Genomic DNA, 18,954 nt, shown 5'->3' with positions numbered 1-18,954 from the left:
CCAAACAGCTTCAGGGTGACGAGACAGGGAGTGAGGGGTTTTTGACATGCAGCTCTGGGTCGGCCTCGGCAATCCCGGTCCCCAATATGCGATGCACCGCCACAACGTCGGCTTCATGGCCGTCGACGTCATCGCCGACGCGCACGGATTCGCGGCGCCCGCGAAGAAATTCCAGGGCTGGGTGCAGGACGGCCGGATCGGCCGCCACCGCATCCTGCTGCTCAAGCCGTCGACCTTCATGAACGAAAGCGGCCGCAGCGTCCGCGCCGCGCTCGATTTCTACAAGCTGACGCCGCAGGACGTCACCGTCTTCTATGACGAGCTCGACCTTGCGCCGATGAAGGTGAAGGTGAAGCGCGGCGGCGGCGCGGCGGGGCATAACGGCATCCGCAGCCTGATCCAGCATATCGGCGACGATTTCCGCCGCGTGCGCATCGGCATCGGCCATCCAGGGCACAAGGACCGGGTGACCGGGTATGTGCTGGGTCCTTACCACAAGAGCGAGATCGAACCGCTGACCGACCTGCTGGGCGCGATCGCCGCCGAGGCGGGCGGCCTGGCGGACGGCGACGACGCGCGCTTCCTGAACGACCTCGCGCTGCGCCTGAACGGCTGAACGACGATTGGCACATGCACCCGGCTGGGGCATGATGGCGCCGAAAGGAGTTTCGCCGATGCCCCGTCCTTCGCACCCCGATCGCCGCCAACTACTCGCCGGGGGCGCCGCGCTGGCCGCCGCAGCCCCCGCCCTGCTCCACGCCTCCGCGCCGCCGGCGCCCGGAGCGCTGAAGGGCCGCACCGTCCTGATTACCGGCACGTCGAGCGGATTCGGCCGGATCGGCGCGCTGCATTATGCCCGGCTCGGCGCGAAGGTGATCGCGACCATGCGCAACCTGCCGCGTCCCGAGGCGGACACGCTGGCAGCGGAAGCGGCGAAGGAAAAGCTCGACCTGCACATCGTCGAAATCGACGTGACGAGCGACGATTCGGTCGCCGCGGGCACCGCAAGCGCGCTCGAAGCCGCGGGCGGACGCATCGACACGCTGATCAACAATGCCGGGGTCGGCATCTCCGGCCCGATCGAGGTGCAGGACATGGAGGCGACGCACCTTGCCTTCAACACGAACGTCATCGGCATGCAGCGGATGATCCGCGCGCTGCTGCCGCAGATGCGCGCCGCCAGGGCCGGGCAGATCGTCAACATCTCTTCGCAGCTCGGCCGGGTGATCGTCCCCGGGGGCGGCCATTATTCGGCGACCAAGTTCGCGGTGGAGGCCTTGTCCGAACAGCTTGCCTATGAACTGGTGCCGCACGGCATCGAGGTGACGATCATTCAGCCCGGCGGCTATCCGACCCGCGTCTGGCAGAACCGCAACGTCTATACCGGCGCGCTGAAGGAACGCAGCGATCCCGAGCGGCTGGCGGCCTATGAGCCCTTCACGCGCGGCATGGGGACCGAGGACGGCAGCGGACGCAGCGCCGACCCCGCCGACGTGCCGCGCGCGATCGCGGAGATCATGGCGATGCCCGCGGGCACGCGCCCGCTGCGCCGCGCGGTCCATCCGGGGCCCAAGCCGCAGGAGGCGATCAACCGCGTCGCGGCCGAGGTGCAGGTCGCGTGGCTGGGCGGCAGTCCGCTGGGGCCGCTGGTCCGCGCGGTGCACGACTGAGGTCCGGCCCAGCGCCCTTCTCTGCCCCCCCCTTCTTTCGGGCCCGTTCGGCACGAACCGGCGGGCCGGGATCATCGCGCTCTGGAAAAAGCGATGCGAAACGGCTAGCGCGCCTGCCATCGGCGCCCGACCGGCGCCCAATATGACCGAAAGACGAGATTCATGGGTTTCAAATGCGGAATCGTCGGGCTGCCCAATGTCGGCAAGTCCACCCTGTTCAACGCGCTGACCGAGACGCAGGCGGCGCAGGCGGCGAACTACCCCTTCTGCACCATCGAACCCAACATCGGCAATGTCGCGGTGCCCGACGACCGGCTCGACAAGCTGGCGGCGATCGCGGGTAGCCAGAAGATCATCCCGACGCAGCTCGCCTTCGTCGACATCGCCGGGCTCGTGCGCGGGGCATCGAAGGGCGAAGGGCTGGGCAACCAGTTCCTCGGCAACATCCGCGAAGTCGATGCGATCGTCCACGTCCTGCGCTGTTTCGAGGATGACGACATCCAGCATGTCGAGAACAAGGTCGATCCGGTCGCCGACGCCGAGACGGTCGAGACCGAATTGCTGCTGTCCGACCTCGAAAGCCTCGAGAAGCGCGTCCCCGCCTTCCAGAAGAAGGCGACCGGCGGCGACAAGGAGGCCAAGGCCGCGGCCTCGGTGCTCGGCCAGGCGCTCGACCTGCTGCGCGCCGGCAAGCCCGCGCGGCTGACCGAGCCGAAGGACCCCGAGGAAGAACGCATCCTCCGCCAGGCGCAGCTTCTGACCACCAAGCCCGTCCTCTATGTCTGCAATGTCGAGGAAGCGAACGCCGCGACGGGCAACGCGCACAGCGACGCGGTGTTCGCGCGCGCGAAGGCCGAGGGCGCGCAGGCGGTGCTCGTCTCCGCCGCGATCGAGAGCGAACTGGTCGGCATGGAGGCCGGGGAGCGGATGCTGTTCCTCGAAGAGATGGGGCTGCACGAAACCGGTCTCGCGCGCGTGATCCGTGCCGGGTACGAACTGCTCCACCTGCTGACCTTCTTTACCGTCGGGCCGAAGGAAGCGCGCGCCTGGACCGTCCACACCGGTGCGACCGCGCCCGAGGCGGCGGGCGAAATCCACAGCGATTTCCAGAAGGGTTTCATCCGCGCCGAGACGATCGCCTTTGCCGACTATGTCGCGCTGGGGGGCGAAGCGAAGGCGCGCGAAGCGGGCAAGCTGCGCGCCGAGGGCAAAGGCTATGTCGTGCAGGACGGGGATGTGATGCACTTTTTGCATAGCTGACCGAACTGCGTCCCAAAAAAAACTCCGTCATTGCTTCGTCGCTACGCTCCTCGCAATGACGTACTAATATGGCTCGAACGCCGTCAGTATCGGACATGGCCCCGTATCGCTCGCCGCGCATTGGTCGGCGAGCCTCGCGAGCACCGCGCGGGTTTCGGTCATCTGCGCGATCTTCCGATCGAGCGCGTCGATCCGCCGGCGCGCCAGTCGGCGCACGCGGGCGCGGTCGTTGCTTTCCTCCAGCGCGAGCAGTTCCGAAATCTCGTCGAGCGTGAAACCCGCCGCCTGCGCCGAGCGGATGAAGCGAAGGCGCCGCAGGTCGTCGGCGCCATAGCGCCGGATGCCGCCGCCCCAGCGCTCGCCGCCGCTGCGCACCGGCGTCGCCATCAGGCCGCGCCGCTGGTAATAACGCACCGTTTCGACCCCGACACCGCCCGCCGAGGCCAGTTTCCCGATCGTGATCTGCATCGCTTGACTCCGTACCATGGTACGGACGGTATAGGAGCCGCATGACGAAACAGGCAATCCTCTATCGCATGGTCATGCCCGACCATATCTGCCCTTACGGGCTGAAAGCGAAGCATCTGCTGAAAAGCCGCGGCTTCGCGGTCGATGATCGCTGGCTGACGACGCGCGCCGAGACCGATGCCTTCAAGGCCGAGCATGGCGTCAAGACGACGCCGCAAACCTTCATCGACGGGGTGCGCATCGGCGGTCACGACGATCTGCGGCGCCATTTCGGGCTGAAGGTCGCCGACCCCGACGCGACCAGCTACACGCCCGTGATCGCGCTGTTCGCGATGACCGCGCTGATGGCGCTCGCGACGAGCTTCGCGGCCTATGGCGACGCCTTCACGCTGCGCGCCGCCGAGTGGTTCGTCTCGTTCAGCATGATCGTGCTCGCGCTGCTCAAGTTGCAGGATGTCGACAAGTTCGCGACCATGTTCCTGAACTACGACCTGCTGGCGCGCCGCTGGGTGCCCTATGCCAGCATCTATCCCTTTGCCGAGGGACTGGCCGGGGTGCTGATGACCGCACATGCCCTGCCCTGGCTGTCGATTCCGGTCGCGCTGTTCATCGGCGGCATCGGCGCGGTGTCGGTGTTCAAGGCGGTCTATATCGACAGGCGATCGATCAAATGCGCCTGCGTCGGCGGCAGCAGCAAGGTACCGCTGGGCTTCGTCTCGCTGACCGAGAATCTGGGCATGATCGCGATGGCGCTGTGGATGATCGGAACGCTGCCGTGAACGACGCCATCGGACGTCGTGCGCTGATCGCGGGGGGAGCCGCCGCGGCGCTGACCCCGTGGCTGCCGCTGTGGGCGAAGCCGGTTTCGGCAGGCCTGCCGACCGTCTCCGGCCCCGACGTCCGGCTGACGATCGCGCATCAGACGCTGACGATCGACGGACGCGATCATCATGCGATCGGCATCAACGGCACCATCCCCGGGCCGCTGATCCGCCTGACCGAAGGCACGCAGGCGCGCCTTCACGTCACCAACCGGCTCGACGAGGACAGCTCGATCCACTGGCACGGCCTGATCCTGCCCTTTCACATGGACGGGGTGCCGGGGATCAGCTTTCCGGGTATCGCGCCGGGGGCGACCTTCACCTACGAATTCCCCGTGCGGCAGGCCGGCACCTATTGGTATCACAGCCATTCGGGATTGCAGGAGCAGATGGGGCATTACGGCCCGATCGTCATCGATCCCGCCGGCGCCGATCCCGTCGCGCACGACCGCGAGCATGTGATCCTGCTGTCCGATTTCAGCCCGCTGCATCCGCACGCCATCTTCCGGAAGCTCAAGCAGATGGGCGGCTATTTCAACCACCGCAAGCAGACGCTTTCGGGCCTGCTGGCGGGGCGCGACCAGCCGCTGAAGGACCGGATCGCGTGGGGCGCGATGCGGATGGACCCGACCGACATCAGCGACGTCACCGCCGCCGCCTATCGCTATCTGGTCAACGGCCACGGCCCCGCCGACAATTGGACCGGGCTGTTCCGCGCCGGCGAGCGCGTGCGGCTGCGCATCATCAACGCCTCGGCGATGACCACCTTCAACATCCGCATTCCCGGCCTGCCGATGACCGTGGTACAGGCCGACGGATGCAACGTCCGCCCGGTGACGGTCGACGAATTCCAGATCGGGGTCGCCGAGACCTATGACGTGATCGTCACGCCGGGGGACCGCGCCTATACGCTGGTCGGCGAGACATCCGACCGGTCGGGCATGGCGCGCGCGACGCTGGCCCCGCGCGTGGGCATGGCGGCCCCGGTCCCGGCCCTGCGCCCGCGTCCGGTGCTGACCATGAAGGATATGGGAATGGGCGGCATGGACCATGGCGGCGGCCCGGCCTGCGCCCCCGAACATGCCGCTATGGGGCATTGCACGCCCGATGCGGCCAGCGGCAATGGCGGCGGCATGGATCACGGCATGCGCGACATGACGCTGGCCCCGACGGTCAGGGACACACCGGCGGTGCAGAGCATCTCGCCGATGCCCGCCGATCGCACCGGCGAGCCGGGGGTGGGCCTCGAAGGAGTCGAGAGGGCGCTGACCTATCGCGATCTGATCGCGCTCGACCGCAATCCCGACACGCGCACGCCGACACGGCAGATGCAGATCCATCTGACCGGCAATATGGAACGCTATATGTGGGCGTTCGACGGGGTGAAGATGAACGAGGTCAAGGCCCCGATCCCCTTCACGCAGGGCGAGCGGGTGCGCGTGACGCTGGTCAACGACACGATGATGACGCATCCGATCCATCTGCACGGCCATTTCTTCGAGCTTGTCACCGGCAAGGGCGACCATGCGCCGCGCAAGCATACGGTCAACGTGCAGCCCGGCAGCAAGCTGAGCTTCGACCTCACCGCCGATGCCTATGGCGACTGGGCCTTCCACTGCCACCTGCTGTATCACATGCACGCCGGGATGATGCAGGTGGTGACGGTGCGCCCGGCGGGGGACGCGGCATGAGCCTGCTCGCGATCCTGCTGATGGCGGCGCAGCATCCGGCCGCCGCCGCGCCCGCCTGCACGCCCGACCACGCGGCGATGGGCCATTGCACGATGGCGCCACCGCCCGAAAAGCCGGCGCCGGAAGAGCCTGCGACCGCATGCTCCGCCGAGCATGCGGCGATGGGCCATTGCACGATGGACCCGGCACTTCCGCGCCACGAACCGAACGCACCCGGCTGCACGGCTGAGCATGCCGCCATGGGGCACTGCACACTGGAAACGCCGCCGCCGGTACCGGCGAACCCCGCCGCCCCCTGCCCGCCCGAGCACGCCGCGATGGGCCATTGCCGGCCAGCCGAAGCCGCGCCGCCCTCCCCCATGATCCCCGACCAACCGGTGGGCGATGCGCCCGCACCTTCCGCGCCGCGCGTCGATGCCGCCGACCGGCTGTTCGGCGCCGAGGCGATGGCCGGACCCCGCGCGCGCCTTTATGCCGAGCATGGCGGCGGCCGCTTTTCGCGCATCATGGTCAACCTCGCCGAATGGCGGGCGCGCAAGGGCCGCGATGGCTACGCCTGGGAAGCCGAGGGGTGGTTCGGCGGCGACATCGATCGGCTGGTGGTCAAGAGCAAGGGCGAAGGCGATTTCGGCGGTGCGGTCGAGGGAGCCGAGGTCCAGGCGCTGTGGAGCCGCGCCATCGGCCCCTATTTCAACCTGCAGGCGGGCGTCCGGCAGGACTTCGGCCCCGGCCCTTCGCCGACGCATGCCGTGATCGGCTTCGAAGGCCTCGCCCCCTATTGGTTCGAGATCGAGGGCGCGCTGTTCCTGTCGGACAAGGGCGACGCGGCGGCGCGGCTGGAGGCGAGCTACGACCAGCGCATCACCCAGCGGCTGATCGCGCAGCCGATGGCCGAAATCGAACTGGCCTTTCAGGACGTCCCCGAGCGCGCCGTCGGCGGCGGCCTGTCGGGCGTCGAACTGGGCCTGCGCCTGCGCTATGAGGTCGCGCGCGAGTTCGCGCCCTATGTCGGCGTCGCCTGGGAACGCAAGCTCGGCCGCACCGCGCGGATCGCACGCGCCGCCGGTGAAAAGGCCTCGCATCCCGCGTTCGTCGCGGGGGTGCACCTCTGGTTCTGAGAGCGGCCGGGCATCAGGCACGCCTGTCATTGAAGTCGCATCGGGCTCGGCTATCTGGCACTATCCGATTCGTCCTTCCCGTCCGCGGAGCCTGCCATGCTGAACCGCCGCCATTTCCTTGCCACCGCCACGCTTGCCGGACTGTCGGCCCCCGCGATCCTGCGCGCCGAGGCCGGCTTCTTCCGCGATTTTCCGTTCAGCCTCGGCGTCGCGGCGGGCGATCCGGCGAGCGACGGCTTCGTCATCTGGACCCGCCTCGCGCCCGAGCCGATGGCGCCGCACGGCGGCATGCCGCTCGTCCCGGTGCCGGTCGAATGGGAGGTGGCGAGCGACGGCGGCTTTCGCGACGTCGTCGCGAAGGGTACCGAACTGGCGCGCCCCGAGCTGGGTCACAGCGTCCATGTCGAGATCGCGGGCCTGCAGCCGGACCGCCCCTATCATTACCGCTTCGTCGCGGGTGGCGAGCGCAGCCTGCGCGGGCGCGCCCGCACCCTTCCCGCCCCCGGCGCGCGCGCCGACGCGCTGAAATTCGGGGTCTGCGGCTGCCAGCATTATGAATCGGGCTTCTACGGCGCCTATCGCCACCTCGCGCGCGAGGACCTGGCCTTCGTCTATCATTATGGCGACTTCATCTACGAATATCAGCAGGACTATCTCTACGACAGCGGCCTGCCGATCCGCCCGGTGCGCCGATATGCGCTGCGCGGACTGCAGGATCTGGGCGATTTCCGTATCGCCTATACGCAGACCTTGCTCGACATCGACATGCAGGCGGCGCGATCGGCGCATGGCTTCATCTCGAGCTTCGACGACCACGAGATCCGCAACGACTGGGTATCGACCTTCGACGACTGGAAACTGGGGCTCGACGGCAACGACCCCGACGCGCCGCCGCCCGAGGTATTCATGCTGCGCAAGCAGGCGGCGATGCAGGCGTGGTACGAGCATATGCCGGTGCGCCGGGCTCTGCTGCCGCGCGGCGGCATGGTCGCGGCGCATCGTGAGCTGCGCTATGGCGACCTGATGGCGATGCAGGTGCTCGACACGCGCCAGTATCGCGACAACCAGCCGTGCGGCGACGGCTTCAAGCCTGCCTGTCCCGACGTCTATGCGAAGGATGCGCAGGTGCTCGGCAAGGCGCAGGAGGAATGGCTCGCGCGCAACCTCGCCAGGGGCGGCGCGACGTGGAACACGATCGCGCAGCAGGTGACGATGATGTCGCTCGACCGCCGCCGCCGGCCCGAAGAGCCCGAGAAGATCATCAACATCGACAGCTGGGCGGGCTATGAAGCGCCGCGCGAGCGTATCCTGTCGCGCTTTGCGGGATTGAAGAACTGCGTCGTGCTGACGGGCGACGAACACCAGAATTTCTGCGGCGACCTGGTGCTGAAGGACAAGGTGGTCGCGGCCGAGTTCGTCGGCACCTCGATCTCCAGCGGCGGCGACGGCAGCGACAAGCGCGCCGGGACCGACGAATGGCTGGCGCGCAACCCCGAACTGAAATTCGCCAACGACCAGCGCGGCTATCTGGTCTGCGAGGTCGGCCGCGAGGCGTGGCAGACGCATTTCATGGTCGTCGACAAGGTGACGACGCCGGTGAACAGGCTGTCGAAGCGCGCGACCGGCGTGGTCGAGAACGGTCGGGCCGGGATCACCATGTCGGCTTAGAGCGACGTGCCTGAAATCTGACACACCCTCACAGCCGTTCGGGCTGAGCTTGTCGAAGCACCGTTCTACTTCTTCTTGCGGCGCCTGGCAGAAAGAACGGCCCTTCGACAAGCTCAGGGCAAACGGTGCATATTTGCTCTAAAGGCCAAATCCGCTTCCCTTTTCCGTTCGTGTCGAGCGAAGTCGAGACACGAACGGGAAAGAAGTGGCTGCGATCCTATTGGTCCGGGTCCTTGTACTGGAACGGGTCATAGGGGGCCGGCTGCGACGGGACCGGGAAGCGCGGCAGCACCTTGTCGCTGTTCGCCGATGCCAGCAGCATCCCCGCCATCACCACCGACGCCTGGCGCAGGTCGTCAGCCTTCAGATGATCGAAGGTATCGGCGCTGCTGTGGTGCGTGCGCGAGCCGTAATCGAGCGGGTCCTGGATGAACTGGAAGCCCGGCACGCCGACCGATTGCATATAGACATGGTCGGTGCCGCCGGTGGGCGCCGCGACGACCTTTCCGGCGCCCATGCTGGCGAAGGGCGCGAGCCACGCCTGGAGCAGCGGAACCGCGGCGACATTGCCCTCGGCATAGAGGCCGCGCAGCTTGCCCGAGCCATTGTCCATGTTGAAATAGGCCTTGAGGTCGCCGTAGCCGGGCCGCGGCGTCACCGGATAGCGGTTCGGCCACCCGTAATAGAGCGCATTGCCGTCCTCGCCCTCGGTCGGGCCGGGACGCGTCGCGAGATGCTTGTCGACATAGGCGAGGCTGCCGAGCAGCCCCTGCTCCTCGCCCGTCCACAGCACGAAGCGGATCGTCCGCTTCGGCCGGACGCCCAACGTCTTGAGGATGCGCGCCGCCTCCATCACCACCGCGCTGCCCGCGGCATTGTCGGTCGCGCCGTCGCCCGCGACCCAACTGTCGAAATGCGCGCCCGCCATCACATAACCGGCCTTCGGGTCGCTGCCCGGGATGTCGGCGATGATGTTGTAAGCCTTCGTGTCGCTGTCATCGAAGCGGATGTTGCTGTCGATCGAAAGCTGCGGCGCCGGGCCCGACTTGGCGAGGCGCGCGAGGCGGCGATAATCCTCCGCCGCCAGTTCGACACCGGGCAGCGACAGCGTGTGGCCGACGCGGTAGTTATAGCCCTCGCCATGCACCAGCTTGCCGTCGCGGTACGACTGCCGGACCCAGGCGACCGCCCCTTCGGCCTTGAGGAAAGCGTCGAGCTTTTCGGCAAAGCTGACGCGTTCGAGGCGCTTGTTGATCGCGTCGGGATCATATTTCGGCTGGCGAAAGGCGTCGAGCTTCTCGAAATCCTCACCGCCAAGGCGCCGGAAGGGGGCTTTTTCGGGCTCGTCGCCGGTGCCGGGGAGCGTGACGAGCACGATCTTGCCGGCCAGCTTGCCCTTCCATTCGGCGAAATGCTCTTCCTTGCTCATCGGCGCGACGACGATCGGCGCGGTGATCGCGCCGCCGGTCGACGGGGTCCAGGCGATCGGAATCGCCGTCAGCGCGAGCGGCCGCGGCGCCGTCATGCGCACGTCGACCGACAGGATTTCCCAGCCGCGGCCGAACTCGAACCCCTCGCGGCGGACATTGGCGAGACCCCAGCCGGCGAAGCGGTCGATCGCCCATTGCTCGGCGCGGCGCATCGCGGGCGAATTGGTGAGGCGCGGACCCAGCCCGTCGGTCATCTCCTGCGCGATGCGCATCACCTGGCTGTGGTTGAAGCCCTGGTCGATGATCGCGTTGGTGTCGGCGTCGTCCGCCTTCTGTCCTGCCGCAGGCACCGCGACGAGCGCCGCCCCCGCCCCTGTCACCGCCAGGGCCATGGCGATCCAAGTCCTTCTCATGATCGGAAATTCCCCTTCGTTGCCGTTGCAACCGGATGCACCATGCGCGCGGTGCAAATCAAGGCGCAATCAGCCCGGCCGGTCGGCGACGACAAGCCCCTTGCCTCGCCCGCGCCTTTCCGCGCATAGGCGCGCCATGCTTTATTACGAGGATATAGAGGTCGGGAAAATCCAGCGCTTCGGCAGCAAGCTGGTGACGCGCGAGGAAGTCGTCGATTTCGCGAGCCGATACGACCCACAGCCTTTTCACCTCGACGACGAGGCGGCGGCGCAGACCTATTTCGGCCGTCTGTCGGCGAGCGGCTGGCACACCGGTGCGATGGCGATGCGGATGATGGTCGATCACATGAAGGCACATGAACAGGCCGGGCTCGGCTCTCCGGGCATCGACGAACTGCGCTGGCTGAAGCCGGTCTATCCCGGCGACACGCTGCGCTGCGAGATGGAAGTGGTCGAAAAGCGCCGCTCCGCGAAGCGGCCCGACATGGGGATCCTGTCCTCGAAGCTCACGGTGCTCAACCAGCATGACGAGCCGGTGATGACGATGCGCTCGGCGGGCCTGATCCGCGTCCGGGACGCGGCGGGCAACGGACAAGCGTAAACCCGCCCTATTTGCGTGACCGTCGAAATCGACCGGGAACGCGCCGACGAAGCGGCGCGATCATCGGCGGCACGTCCTGAAAAAACATGTCAGATCACCCATTTGGGGTATGACACCCACGACAAATGCAGCGATGGAGCCCTCAACCCTCTGCGACCCGAGGGTGACGGTCACAGATCGTCGAGGGGCGGGAAGCCGGCGGCTTTCCGCCCCTTTCATTCGGCGACGCTATCGTCCCGCCCCTATTTCCGGCCGAACAGTTTTTCGACGTCGTCCATCGCCAGTTTCACCCAGGTCGGACGACCGTGGTTGCACTGGCCCGAATGCGGCGTCACCTCCATCTGGCGGAGCAGCGCGTTCATCTCCGCGACCGCCAGCGTCCGGCCGGCGCGGACCGAGCCGTGGCAGGCCATCGTCGCCGCGACCAGCTCCAGCTTTTCCGAAAGGCCGAGTGCGGCGTCATAGCCCGCGAGATCGTCGGCAATATCGGTGACGAGCTTGCGGCAGTCGATCGTCCCCAGCATCGCGGGGGTCGCACGCACCATCACCGCCGCGGGACCGAAGCGTTCGAGTTCGACGCCCAGCGCCGCAAGCTGCGGCGACGCCGCTTCGAGCCGGTCGCAGGCGGGTTCGTCGAGTTCGACCACTTCGGGCAGCAGCAGGCCCTGCGATGCGACGCCCTGTCCCGCCCCCGCTTCAGCCATGCCGCGGCGCAGCGTCTCGAGCACCAGCCGCTCGTGTGCGGCATGCTGATCGACGATGACCAGCCCGTCCTCGGCCTCTGCGACGATATAGGTTTTCGCGATCTGCCCGCGCGCGATCCCGAGCGGGTGCGACCCGGCCGCGGGCGGCGGCGCCTCGGCGACCTCGGCGCGGCCCGCGATGGGTGCAGCGGGACCCGCGAAGGGCGTCACCCGGTCATAGACGCGCGCGACATCCTCGGCCGGCGGCGGGGCATCGGCCCCGAACAGATGCACGGCGGGCTCGGTGCGATGGCCGAACAGGAAGCCCGTCGCCGATTCGGGTCCAGATGCGACCGGTTCCTGCCGCCACGCGGCGAGCGCCGCCTCGGCCGGGCGCTGGACGCTGCGGAAGCCATGCTCGTCGAGCGCGCGCCGCAGGCCGCCGACGATCATCCCGCGCACCAGTTGCGGGTCGCGGAAGCGCACCTCGGTCTTGGCGGGGTGGACGTTGACGTCGACCTCGCCCGTCGGCAGGTCGAGGAACAAGGCAACGACCGGATGGCGGTCGCGCGCGAGCAGGTCGGCATAGGCGCCGCGCAGCGCCCCGACGAGCAGCCGGTCCTTCACCGGCCGGCCGTTGACGAACAGATATTGATGATCGGCGATGCCGCGATTGTAGGTCGGCAGGCTGATGACGCCGCCCAGATGCACTTCGCCGCGATCGAGATCGACGCCGATGCTGTTGTCCGCCAGCTCGCGGCTGGTCAGCGCCGCGACGCGCGCGAGCCGGTCCTGCCCGCCCTGCACGTCGAGTACCCGCCGCCCATCGTGCTCGACCGTGAAGCCGATGTCGGGCCGCGCCATCGCGAGCCTTTTCACCCCGTCGAGGCAGCTCGCATATTCGCTGCGCGCGCTGCGCAGGAACTTGCGCCGCGCCGGGACGCGGGCGAACAGGTCTTCGACCACGACGCGCGTGCCCGTCGCCAGCGCCGCCGGCCCCTCGCCCGCCAGCGCGCCATTGTCGACCACCCGCCGCCAGCCATCGCCGCCCGCAACGCGGCTTTCGAGCGTCATGCGGGCGACGCTGGCGATCGAAGGCAGCGCCTCGCCGCGAAAGCCGAGCGTCGTGACATCCTCGATCGCGTCGCCCGGCAGCTTCGACGTCGCGTGGCGTTCGAGCGCCAGCGCCATCTCCGCCGGGGTCATTCCGCAGCCGTCGTCCTCGACCTCCAGCCGCGCGATCCCGCCCTCGGCGATTCGCACCGAAATGCGGGTCGCGCCCGAGTCGATGGCGTTTTCAACCAGTTCTTTCAGCGCCGCAGCCGGTCTTTCGACCACTTCACCGGCCGCGATCCGATTTACGAGCTTTTCCGGCAGGCGGCGTATTGACATGACCGCTCTCCTAGCGCAGTCGGACGCAAATCGCGACCCATCCGCACAGTCCTATCGCTCCATCCAGCCAGCCCTCCTTTGGTCGAGCCGGAATCTCCCCTTGATATGGTCTTGGCTGCGGGCGGACAAGCGGCGAGAATGGCGACAGGGGCGCCCCCGTCCGGGGGAGCGGCTTCGATGGCAGGAACAGTATAGATGTCCTTCTTTTCCCGGTTTCTGAAATTCAATTCCCAAGACATGGCGATCGACCTCGGCACGGCGAACACCGTCGTCTATGTGCGCGGAAAGGGCATCGTTCTTAACGAACCCTCGGTCGTCGCGGTCGAGACGCTGAACGGCATCAAGCGGGTGAAGGCGGTCGGCGACGACGCCAAGCTGATGATGGGCAAGACACCCGACACGATCGAGGCGATTCGCCCGCTGCGCGACGGCGTGATCGCCGACATCGACGTCGCCGAGCAGATGATCAAGCATTTCATCACCAAGGTCCACGGCGGCAAGCCCAACGCCTTTCGCAGCCCCGAAATCGTGATCTGCGTGCCGTCGGGCTCGACGAGCGTCGAGCGCCGCGCGATCCGCGACGCCGCATCGAACGCGGGGGCCAGCCAGGTGTGGCTGATCGAGGAACCGATGGCGGCCGCCATCGGCGCCGACATGCCCGTCACCGAACCGATCGGGTCGATGGTGGTCGACATCGGCGGCGGCACGACCGAGGTCGCGGTGCTGTCGCTGCGCGGCCTTGCCTATACCACCTCGGTCCGCGCCGGGGGCGACAAGATGGACGAATCGATCGTCTCCTACGTCCGTCGTCACCATAATCTGCTGATCGGCGAATCGACCGCCGAGCGGATCAAGAAGGATTTCGGCATCGCGCGAATCCCGTCGGACGGCGTCGGTCTGACGATCCACATCAAGGGCCGCGACCTCGTCAACGGAGTGCCCAAGGAAATCTCGATCAACCAGGCGCAGATCGCCGAGGCGCTGTCCGAACCGATCGGCACGATCGTCGAGGGCGTGCGCATCGCGCTGGAAAATACCGCGCCCGAACTCGCGGCCGACATCGTCGACCAGGGTATCGTGCTGACGGGCGGCGGCGCGCTGATCGCCGAACTCGACGAACTGCTGCGCGACGCGACCGGGCTGCCCGTAACGGTGGCAGAGGACCCGTTGACCTGCGTCGCGATCGGCACCGGCCGTGCGATGGAGGACCCCGCCTTCCGCGGCGTGCTGCAGCAAGCCTGATCGAACGGTAGAGGTTCTTCATGGTCCGCCCGGCAAATAAACGTCCGGGGCAATCCCGAAAGGCCCAGTACGGCCTGTTCGCGGCCTATGTCATTGCGGTGACGGGGGCGGTGGCGGGCCTGTTGCTCGCGGTCCTTTCGGTGGTCGATCCCGTCGGCTTCGCCACGCTTCGCGTGGCGAGCCATGAGGTCGCCGCGCCCATCGCGCGCGTGACCCGGTCGGTCACGGGGTCGATCTCCGGCATCGACGACGCGGTTTCGGCCTATGTCGGCGCGGGATCGCAGAACCGGCGGCTGCGCAAGGAACTGGCGGAGACGCGGCGCAAGCTGGTCGCGACGTCTTCGCTCGAAGAGGAGAACCGCCAGCTCAAGGCGTTGCTCCAGTTGCAGCAGACCGACAAGGCGGCGCTTGCGCACGGCTATCTGCTCACCTCGACCTCGACCAGCAGCCGACGCCTCGCGCTGCTCAGCATCGGCCGCAACGTCGGGGTCGCGGCGGGGCAGCCGGTGCGCGGCGCCGACGGGCTGATCGGGCGCGTGCTCACCGCCGGACCGTCGGTGTCGCAGGTGCTGCTGCTGACCGACGTCGACAATGTCGTGCCCGTCCGCCGCGCGCGCGACGGCCTGCCCGCGCTCGCCAACGGGCGCGGCAACGGCGATCTCGACATCCGCACGCTCAACATCGCGAACAACCCGTTCAAGCCGGGCGACATCCTCGTCACCTCGGGCACCGGCGGCCTCTATCCGCCCAACATCCCGGTCGCGATCGTCGTGCGGCGGCAGGATGACGGCGCACTCGCGCGGCCGCTCGCCGACCCGGCGAAGGTCGATGCGGTCGCGGTATTGCGGCCCTATACCCCCGACAATCTGGAAGCGCGGGCGGCGCCCGCGGCGCCCCCCGCCGGAACGCCATGAACCGCGCCGGACCGCGCCTCGGCGAGCCGGCGTCGCTCTGGCGGATGCGGATCGTGCCGATCGCGAGCGTGATGCTCGCCTCGGCGCTGCCGCTGATGCTGCCGCTCGTCGCCAGCTCGCCCGTGCTTCCCCCGATGGGGCTGCTCTTCTTCCTATGCTGGCAATTGCTGCGCACCGAGATGTGGCCGGTGTGGATCGGCCTGCCGCTCGGGCTGTGGGACGACCTGTTCAGCGGCGCGCCGATCGGCACCGCGATCGGCCTGTGGACGCTCGCCAGCATCGCGATCCATTATTTCTCGCAGCGCATCTATTGGCGCGGCTTCTTTCACGACTGGGGCATCGCCGCGCTGCTCGCCGCCGCGGTCCAGGCGGCGGCGGCGCTGATCGCGCACCCGCACGCGCCGGCGGGGCACCTGCTGGGCCTCGTCGTGCCGCAGATCATCGTCTCGGCGCTGCTCGTGCCGCTGTTCCTGCGCCTGACCGGCGCGTTTGACAATTTCCGCCTGAAACGCCGATAACTCCCCATGCGCCGCAAAAATCCGCGTCAGACGATGCCGATCACCGAAGCCTGGAGGGGAATGACCTTCACGCGGCGCACGCTGCTGGTCGGCGGCGGACAGATGGCCGTCGGCGCCGCGCTCGCGACGCGCATGGCCTATATCTCGGTCGTCGACAACGACCGCTATGTGCTCGAATCGGAAAGCAATCGCGTCAACCTGACGCTCGTCCCGCCGCGCCGCGGCTGGATCGTCGACCGCCACGGCAAGGCGCTCGCCAACAACCGCGTCAGCCTGCGCATCGACATCATCCCCGACCGGCTGCACAACAAGGATCTGGTGCTCGGCCAGCTTCGCACTTTGCTGCGCCTCGACGGCGACGCGATGGACCGGATCGAGCGCGACCTGAAGGCCGCGTCGGGCTTTCAGCCGGTCGCAGTGGCGGAGGACGTCACCGAACAGGATTATAGCGCGGTGCTCGTCCGCCTGCCCGACCTGTCGGGCATCGCCCCCGCGCGCGGCTTTGCCCGCAACTATCCGACCGGCGCGGCGGTCGGCCATCTGATCGGCTATGTCGGCGCCCCGAATGCCGAGGAATATGAAAAGGCGAAGAACCCGCTCTACATCACGCCGGGGTTCAAGATCGGCAAGGACGGGCTGGAGAAATATTTCGAGGACGTGCTGAAGGGCAAGCCCGGCGCGCGGCGCGTCGAGGTGACGGCGCGCGGCAAGGTCGTCCGCGACCTCAGCACCCAGCCCGACGTGCAGGGCAAGACGGTCCACCTGACGATCGACGCCGACCTGCAGGAATATGTCGCGCGGCGGATGGGGCGCGAATCGGGGGCGGCGATCGTCATCGACTGCCTGAACGGCGACATCCTCTCCTTCGTGTCGATGCCCAGCTTCGACCCGAACAGCTTTTCGGACGGGATCAGCAATTCGGAATATGCCTGGCTGCGCGCCGACGACCACCAGCCGCTGATCAACAAGGCGACGCGCGGCCTCTATCCGCCGGGATCGACGCTGAAGCCGATGGCGGCGATCGCGGCGATGGAACATGGCGTCGACCCGGGCGAAAAGCACACGTGCATCGGCGGCTACCGGCTCGGCAGCCGCTTCTTCCGCTGCCTTGGCCGGCACGGCACGATCGACATGCCGACCGCAATCGAAAAGAGCTGCAACAGCTATTTCTACTGGCTCGGGCACCGGCTCGGCTACGACGCGATCGCGCCGACCGCGCGCCTGCTGGGATTGGGCGAGGAATATCAGCTCGCGGGCAGCGCGCAGCGATACGGCACCGTTCCCGACAGCGAATGGAAGATGCGCAAATATCACCGCGAATGGAGCGCTTCGGATTCGCTCAACGCGGTGATCGGCCAGGGCTATGTGCTCGCCAACCCGCTCCAGCTCGCGGTGATGGCGGCACGCATCGCATCGGGCCGCGCGCTCTATCCGCGCCTGATCAACCGCCAGTTCGAGAACAAGCCGCTGCCCTTCGCCGAAGAGCATCTGGCGGTCGCGCGCGAAGGCATGAACCGCGTCGTCAACGGTCCCGGCACCGCGGTGCGCAGCCGCCTGCCGCTCGACGGCATCGCGATGGCGGGCAAGACCGGCACGGCGCAGGTGCGCGGGCTCGCCTCGGGCGGCAACGGCAAGGGCGGGACGTGGAAATATCGCGACCACGGCCTGTTCGTCTGCTTCGCGCCGGTCGACAATCCCCGCTATGCCGCGTCGGTGGTGATCGAGCATGGCATGGGCGGATCGCGCGCCGCGGCGCCGGTGGCGAAGGACATCTTCACCTTCCTCTACGACCGCGAAAAGGCGATGGCGGCGCTCGAAGGCTTCGAAGCCGGCTGGGGTGGCACGATCACCGAGCGCATGAATCGCGACTATGCGGCGTGGAAAGCGGGCGCGTCGAGCGACCCCGAACCGGGAGCGCCGCGATGATCCCGGTTCCGCCAGCAATCCAGCGCATTCCGTGGAAGCTCATCGCCCTGCTGTCCGCGATCACCGGTTTCGGGCTGCTCGTCCTCTATTCGGCGGCGGGCGGCAACGCATCGCCCTGGGCGTTGCAGCAGGGCACCCGCTTCGCCATCTTCCTGACGATGGCGCTGGCCATCGGGCGGATTCCGCTCCGCTTCTTCGAGGATTTCTCCTATCTCGGCTATCTGGGGGTCGCGGTGCTGCTGGTCGCGGTCGAACTGCTCGGCTTCGTCGGCGGCGGCAGCCAGCGCTGGCTCAACCTGGGCTTCATGAACCTTCAGCCGTCCGAGCTGATGAAGGTCGCGATCGTCCTCGCGCTCGCGCGCTTCTATACCCAGTTGCCGCCCGGCGAGACGCGAAGCTGGACCGCGCTGTGGCCCGCGCTGGTGATGATCGGCATCCCCGCCGCGCTGGTGATGCTGCAGCCCGACCTCGGCACCGCGCTCGCCATCTGCGCGAGCGGCGCGATCGTGATGTTCGTCGCCGGCCTGCCGCTCTGGTGGTTCGGCAGCGCCGTGATCGCGGGCGCCGCCGCCCTGCCCATCCTCTTTTCCATGCTGCACGACTATCAGCAGAAACGGGTGCTGATCTTCCTCGACCCCGAAAGCGATCCGCTGGGCGCCGGCTATCACATCAGCCAGTCGAAGATCGCGATCGGGTCGGGCGGGATCAGCGGCAAGGGATTTCTCAACGGGTCGCAGAGCCATCTCGACTATCTGCCCGAAGGCCATACCGACTTCATCTTCGCGACGATGGCGGAGGAATGGGGGCTGATCGGCGGGCTGGCGCTGATGTTCGGTTTCTTCCTGCTGCTGCGCTGGTCGACGCGCGTCGCGATGAATGCGCGCACCCGCTTCGGGCAACTGGTCGCGACCGGGCTGACCATGACGATCTTCTTCTACATCGCGATCAACCTGATGATGGTGATGGGCCTCGCGCCGGTCGTCGGCATCCCGCTGCCGCTCTTTTCCTATGGCGGGTCGTCGATGCTGACGATCATGACCTGCGTCGGCATCGTCCTGGCGATCGAGAACGACAGCCGGACCGGCGTGCGCCGCTTTCACTGACATTCCGACTTGGACCATGATGACATCAGACGGCCC

General features: G+C 67.7%; 16 protein-coding genes. 13 read left to right on the top strand and 3 right to left on the bottom strand.

The window, feature by feature from the left end:
• Positions 1-46 precede the first annotated feature (46 nt).
• From pth to ychF, 3 genes are all read left to right on the top strand, one after another.
• Positions 47-616, top strand: coding sequence for an aminoacyl-tRNA hydrolase (gene pth / locus SGR02S_RS15540; RefSeq protein WP_067111862.1), 570 nt, complete (start codon positions 47-49; stop codon positions 614-616).
• A gap of 58 nt (positions 617-674) precedes the next feature.
• Positions 675-1,670, top strand: a complete 996-nt coding sequence (locus tag SGR02S_RS15535; protein WP_067111859.1) for an SDR family oxidoreductase — start codon at positions 675-677, stop codon at positions 1,668-1,670.
• 162 nt (positions 1,671-1,832) lie between these two features.
• Positions 1,833-2,930, top strand: coding sequence for a redox-regulated ATPase YchF (ychF, locus tag SGR02S_RS15530; RefSeq protein ID WP_067111856.1), 1,098 nt, complete (start codon positions 1,833-1,835; stop codon positions 2,928-2,930).
• A 63-nt stretch (positions 2,931-2,993) separates the two neighbouring features.
• On the opposite strand, the gene SGR02S_RS15525 is transcribed toward ychF, so the two are convergent.
• Positions 2,994-3,398: a MerR family transcriptional regulator gene (locus tag SGR02S_RS15525; RefSeq protein ID WP_067111853.1), complete on the bottom strand. Its 405-nt coding sequence runs from the start codon at positions 3,396-3,398 to the stop codon at positions 2,994-2,996.
• 41 nt (positions 3,399-3,439) lie between these two features.
• Here SGR02S_RS15525 and SGR02S_RS15520 point away from each other — a divergent pair, with 41 nt between their 5' ends.
• The 4 genes from SGR02S_RS15520 to SGR02S_RS15505 all read left to right on the top strand — a co-directional run bounded on the left by SGR02S_RS15520 (position 3,440) and on the right by SGR02S_RS15505 (position 8,696).
• Positions 3,440-4,177 (top strand): glutaredoxin family protein, encoded by a 738-nt coding sequence (locus SGR02S_RS15520; RefSeq protein ID WP_067111850.1) that lies wholly within the window; start codon positions 3,440-3,442, stop codon positions 4,175-4,177.
• On the top strand, positions 4,174-5,910 hold the full coding sequence (locus SGR02S_RS15515; RefSeq protein WP_255211497.1) for a copper resistance system multicopper oxidase: 1,737 nt from the start codon (positions 4,174-4,176) through the stop codon (positions 5,908-5,910). The genes SGR02S_RS15520 and SGR02S_RS15515 overlap by 4 nt, the downstream gene beginning before the upstream one ends.
• Positions 5,907-7,028, top strand: coding sequence for a copper resistance protein B (locus SGR02S_RS15510; protein WP_082797184.1), 1,122 nt, complete (start codon positions 5,907-5,909; stop codon positions 7,026-7,028). The genes SGR02S_RS15515 and SGR02S_RS15510 overlap by 4 nt, the downstream gene beginning before the upstream one ends.
• A gap of 96 nt (positions 7,029-7,124) precedes the next feature.
• Complete coding sequence (locus SGR02S_RS15505) at positions 7,125-8,696, top strand: alkaline phosphatase D family protein (RefSeq protein WP_067111847.1); 1,572 nt, start codon at positions 7,125-7,127, stop codon at positions 8,694-8,696.
• Positions 8,697-8,913: 217 nt separating this feature from the next.
• Here the strand turns inward: SGR02S_RS15505 and SGR02S_RS15500 are convergent, their stop codons facing one another.
• Positions 8,914-10,518: a M20/M25/M40 family metallo-hydrolase gene (locus tag SGR02S_RS15500; RefSeq protein WP_156483099.1), complete on the bottom strand. Its 1,605-nt coding sequence runs from the start codon at positions 10,516-10,518 to the stop codon at positions 8,914-8,916.
• Positions 10,519-10,675: 157 nt separating this feature from the next.
• On the opposite strand from SGR02S_RS15500, the gene SGR02S_RS15495 reads away from it, so the two are divergent.
• Positions 10,676-11,140 carry a MaoC family dehydratase gene (locus tag SGR02S_RS15495; protein ID WP_067111840.1) on the top strand — a complete coding sequence of 155 codons (465 nt, stop codon included), beginning with the start codon at positions 10,676-10,678 and terminating at the stop codon, positions 11,138-11,140.
• A 242-nt stretch (positions 11,141-11,382) separates the two neighbouring features.
• Here SGR02S_RS15495 and mutL read toward each other — a convergent pair whose 3' ends face one another.
• Positions 11,383-13,215 carry a DNA mismatch repair endonuclease MutL gene (gene mutL / locus SGR02S_RS15490; protein ID WP_067111837.1) on the bottom strand — a complete coding sequence of 611 codons (1,833 nt, stop codon included), beginning with the start codon at positions 13,213-13,215 and terminating at the stop codon, positions 11,383-11,385.
• Between the two features lie 195 nt (positions 13,216-13,410).
• Here mutL and SGR02S_RS15485 point away from each other — a divergent pair, with 195 nt between their 5' ends.
• Genes SGR02S_RS15485 through rodA form a run of 5 tightly spaced genes read left to right on the top strand, consistent with a single transcriptional unit; the run spans position 13,411 to position 18,918 of the window.
• Complete coding sequence (locus tag SGR02S_RS15485) at positions 13,411-14,457, top strand: rod shape-determining protein (RefSeq protein WP_067111834.1); 1,047 nt, start codon at positions 13,411-13,413, stop codon at positions 14,455-14,457.
• A gap of 20 nt (positions 14,458-14,477) precedes the next feature.
• Positions 14,478-15,371 (top strand): rod shape-determining protein MreC, encoded by an 894-nt coding sequence (mreC, locus tag SGR02S_RS15480; RefSeq protein ID WP_067111831.1) that lies wholly within the window; start codon positions 14,478-14,480, stop codon positions 15,369-15,371.
• Positions 15,368-15,889, top strand: coding sequence for a rod shape-determining protein MreD (locus SGR02S_RS15475; protein WP_067111828.1), 522 nt, complete (start codon positions 15,368-15,370; stop codon positions 15,887-15,889). Before mreC ends, SGR02S_RS15475 begins: the two co-directional genes overlap by 4 nt.
• Before the next feature lie 6 nt (positions 15,890-15,895).
• Complete coding sequence (gene mrdA, locus SGR02S_RS15470; protein ID WP_067111825.1) at positions 15,896-17,815, top strand: penicillin-binding protein 2; 1,920 nt, start codon at positions 15,896-15,898, stop codon at positions 17,813-17,815.
• Positions 17,812-18,918 (top strand): rod shape-determining protein RodA, encoded by a 1,107-nt coding sequence (rodA, locus tag SGR02S_RS15465; protein WP_067111865.1) that lies wholly within the window; start codon positions 17,812-17,814, stop codon positions 18,916-18,918. Before mrdA ends, rodA begins: the two co-directional genes overlap by 4 nt.
• Positions 18,919-18,954: the final 36 nt, after the last annotated feature.

The sequence above is a fragment of the Sphingopyxis granuli NBRC 100800 genome, assembly GCF_001591045.1.
In the GTDB taxonomy this organism is placed as follows: Bacteria; Pseudomonadota; Alphaproteobacteria; order Sphingomonadales; family Sphingomonadaceae; genus Sphingopyxis; species Sphingopyxis granuli.
Note: the sequence above shows the minus strand (reverse complement) of the source record. Positions and strands in the feature narration are given on the sequence as shown.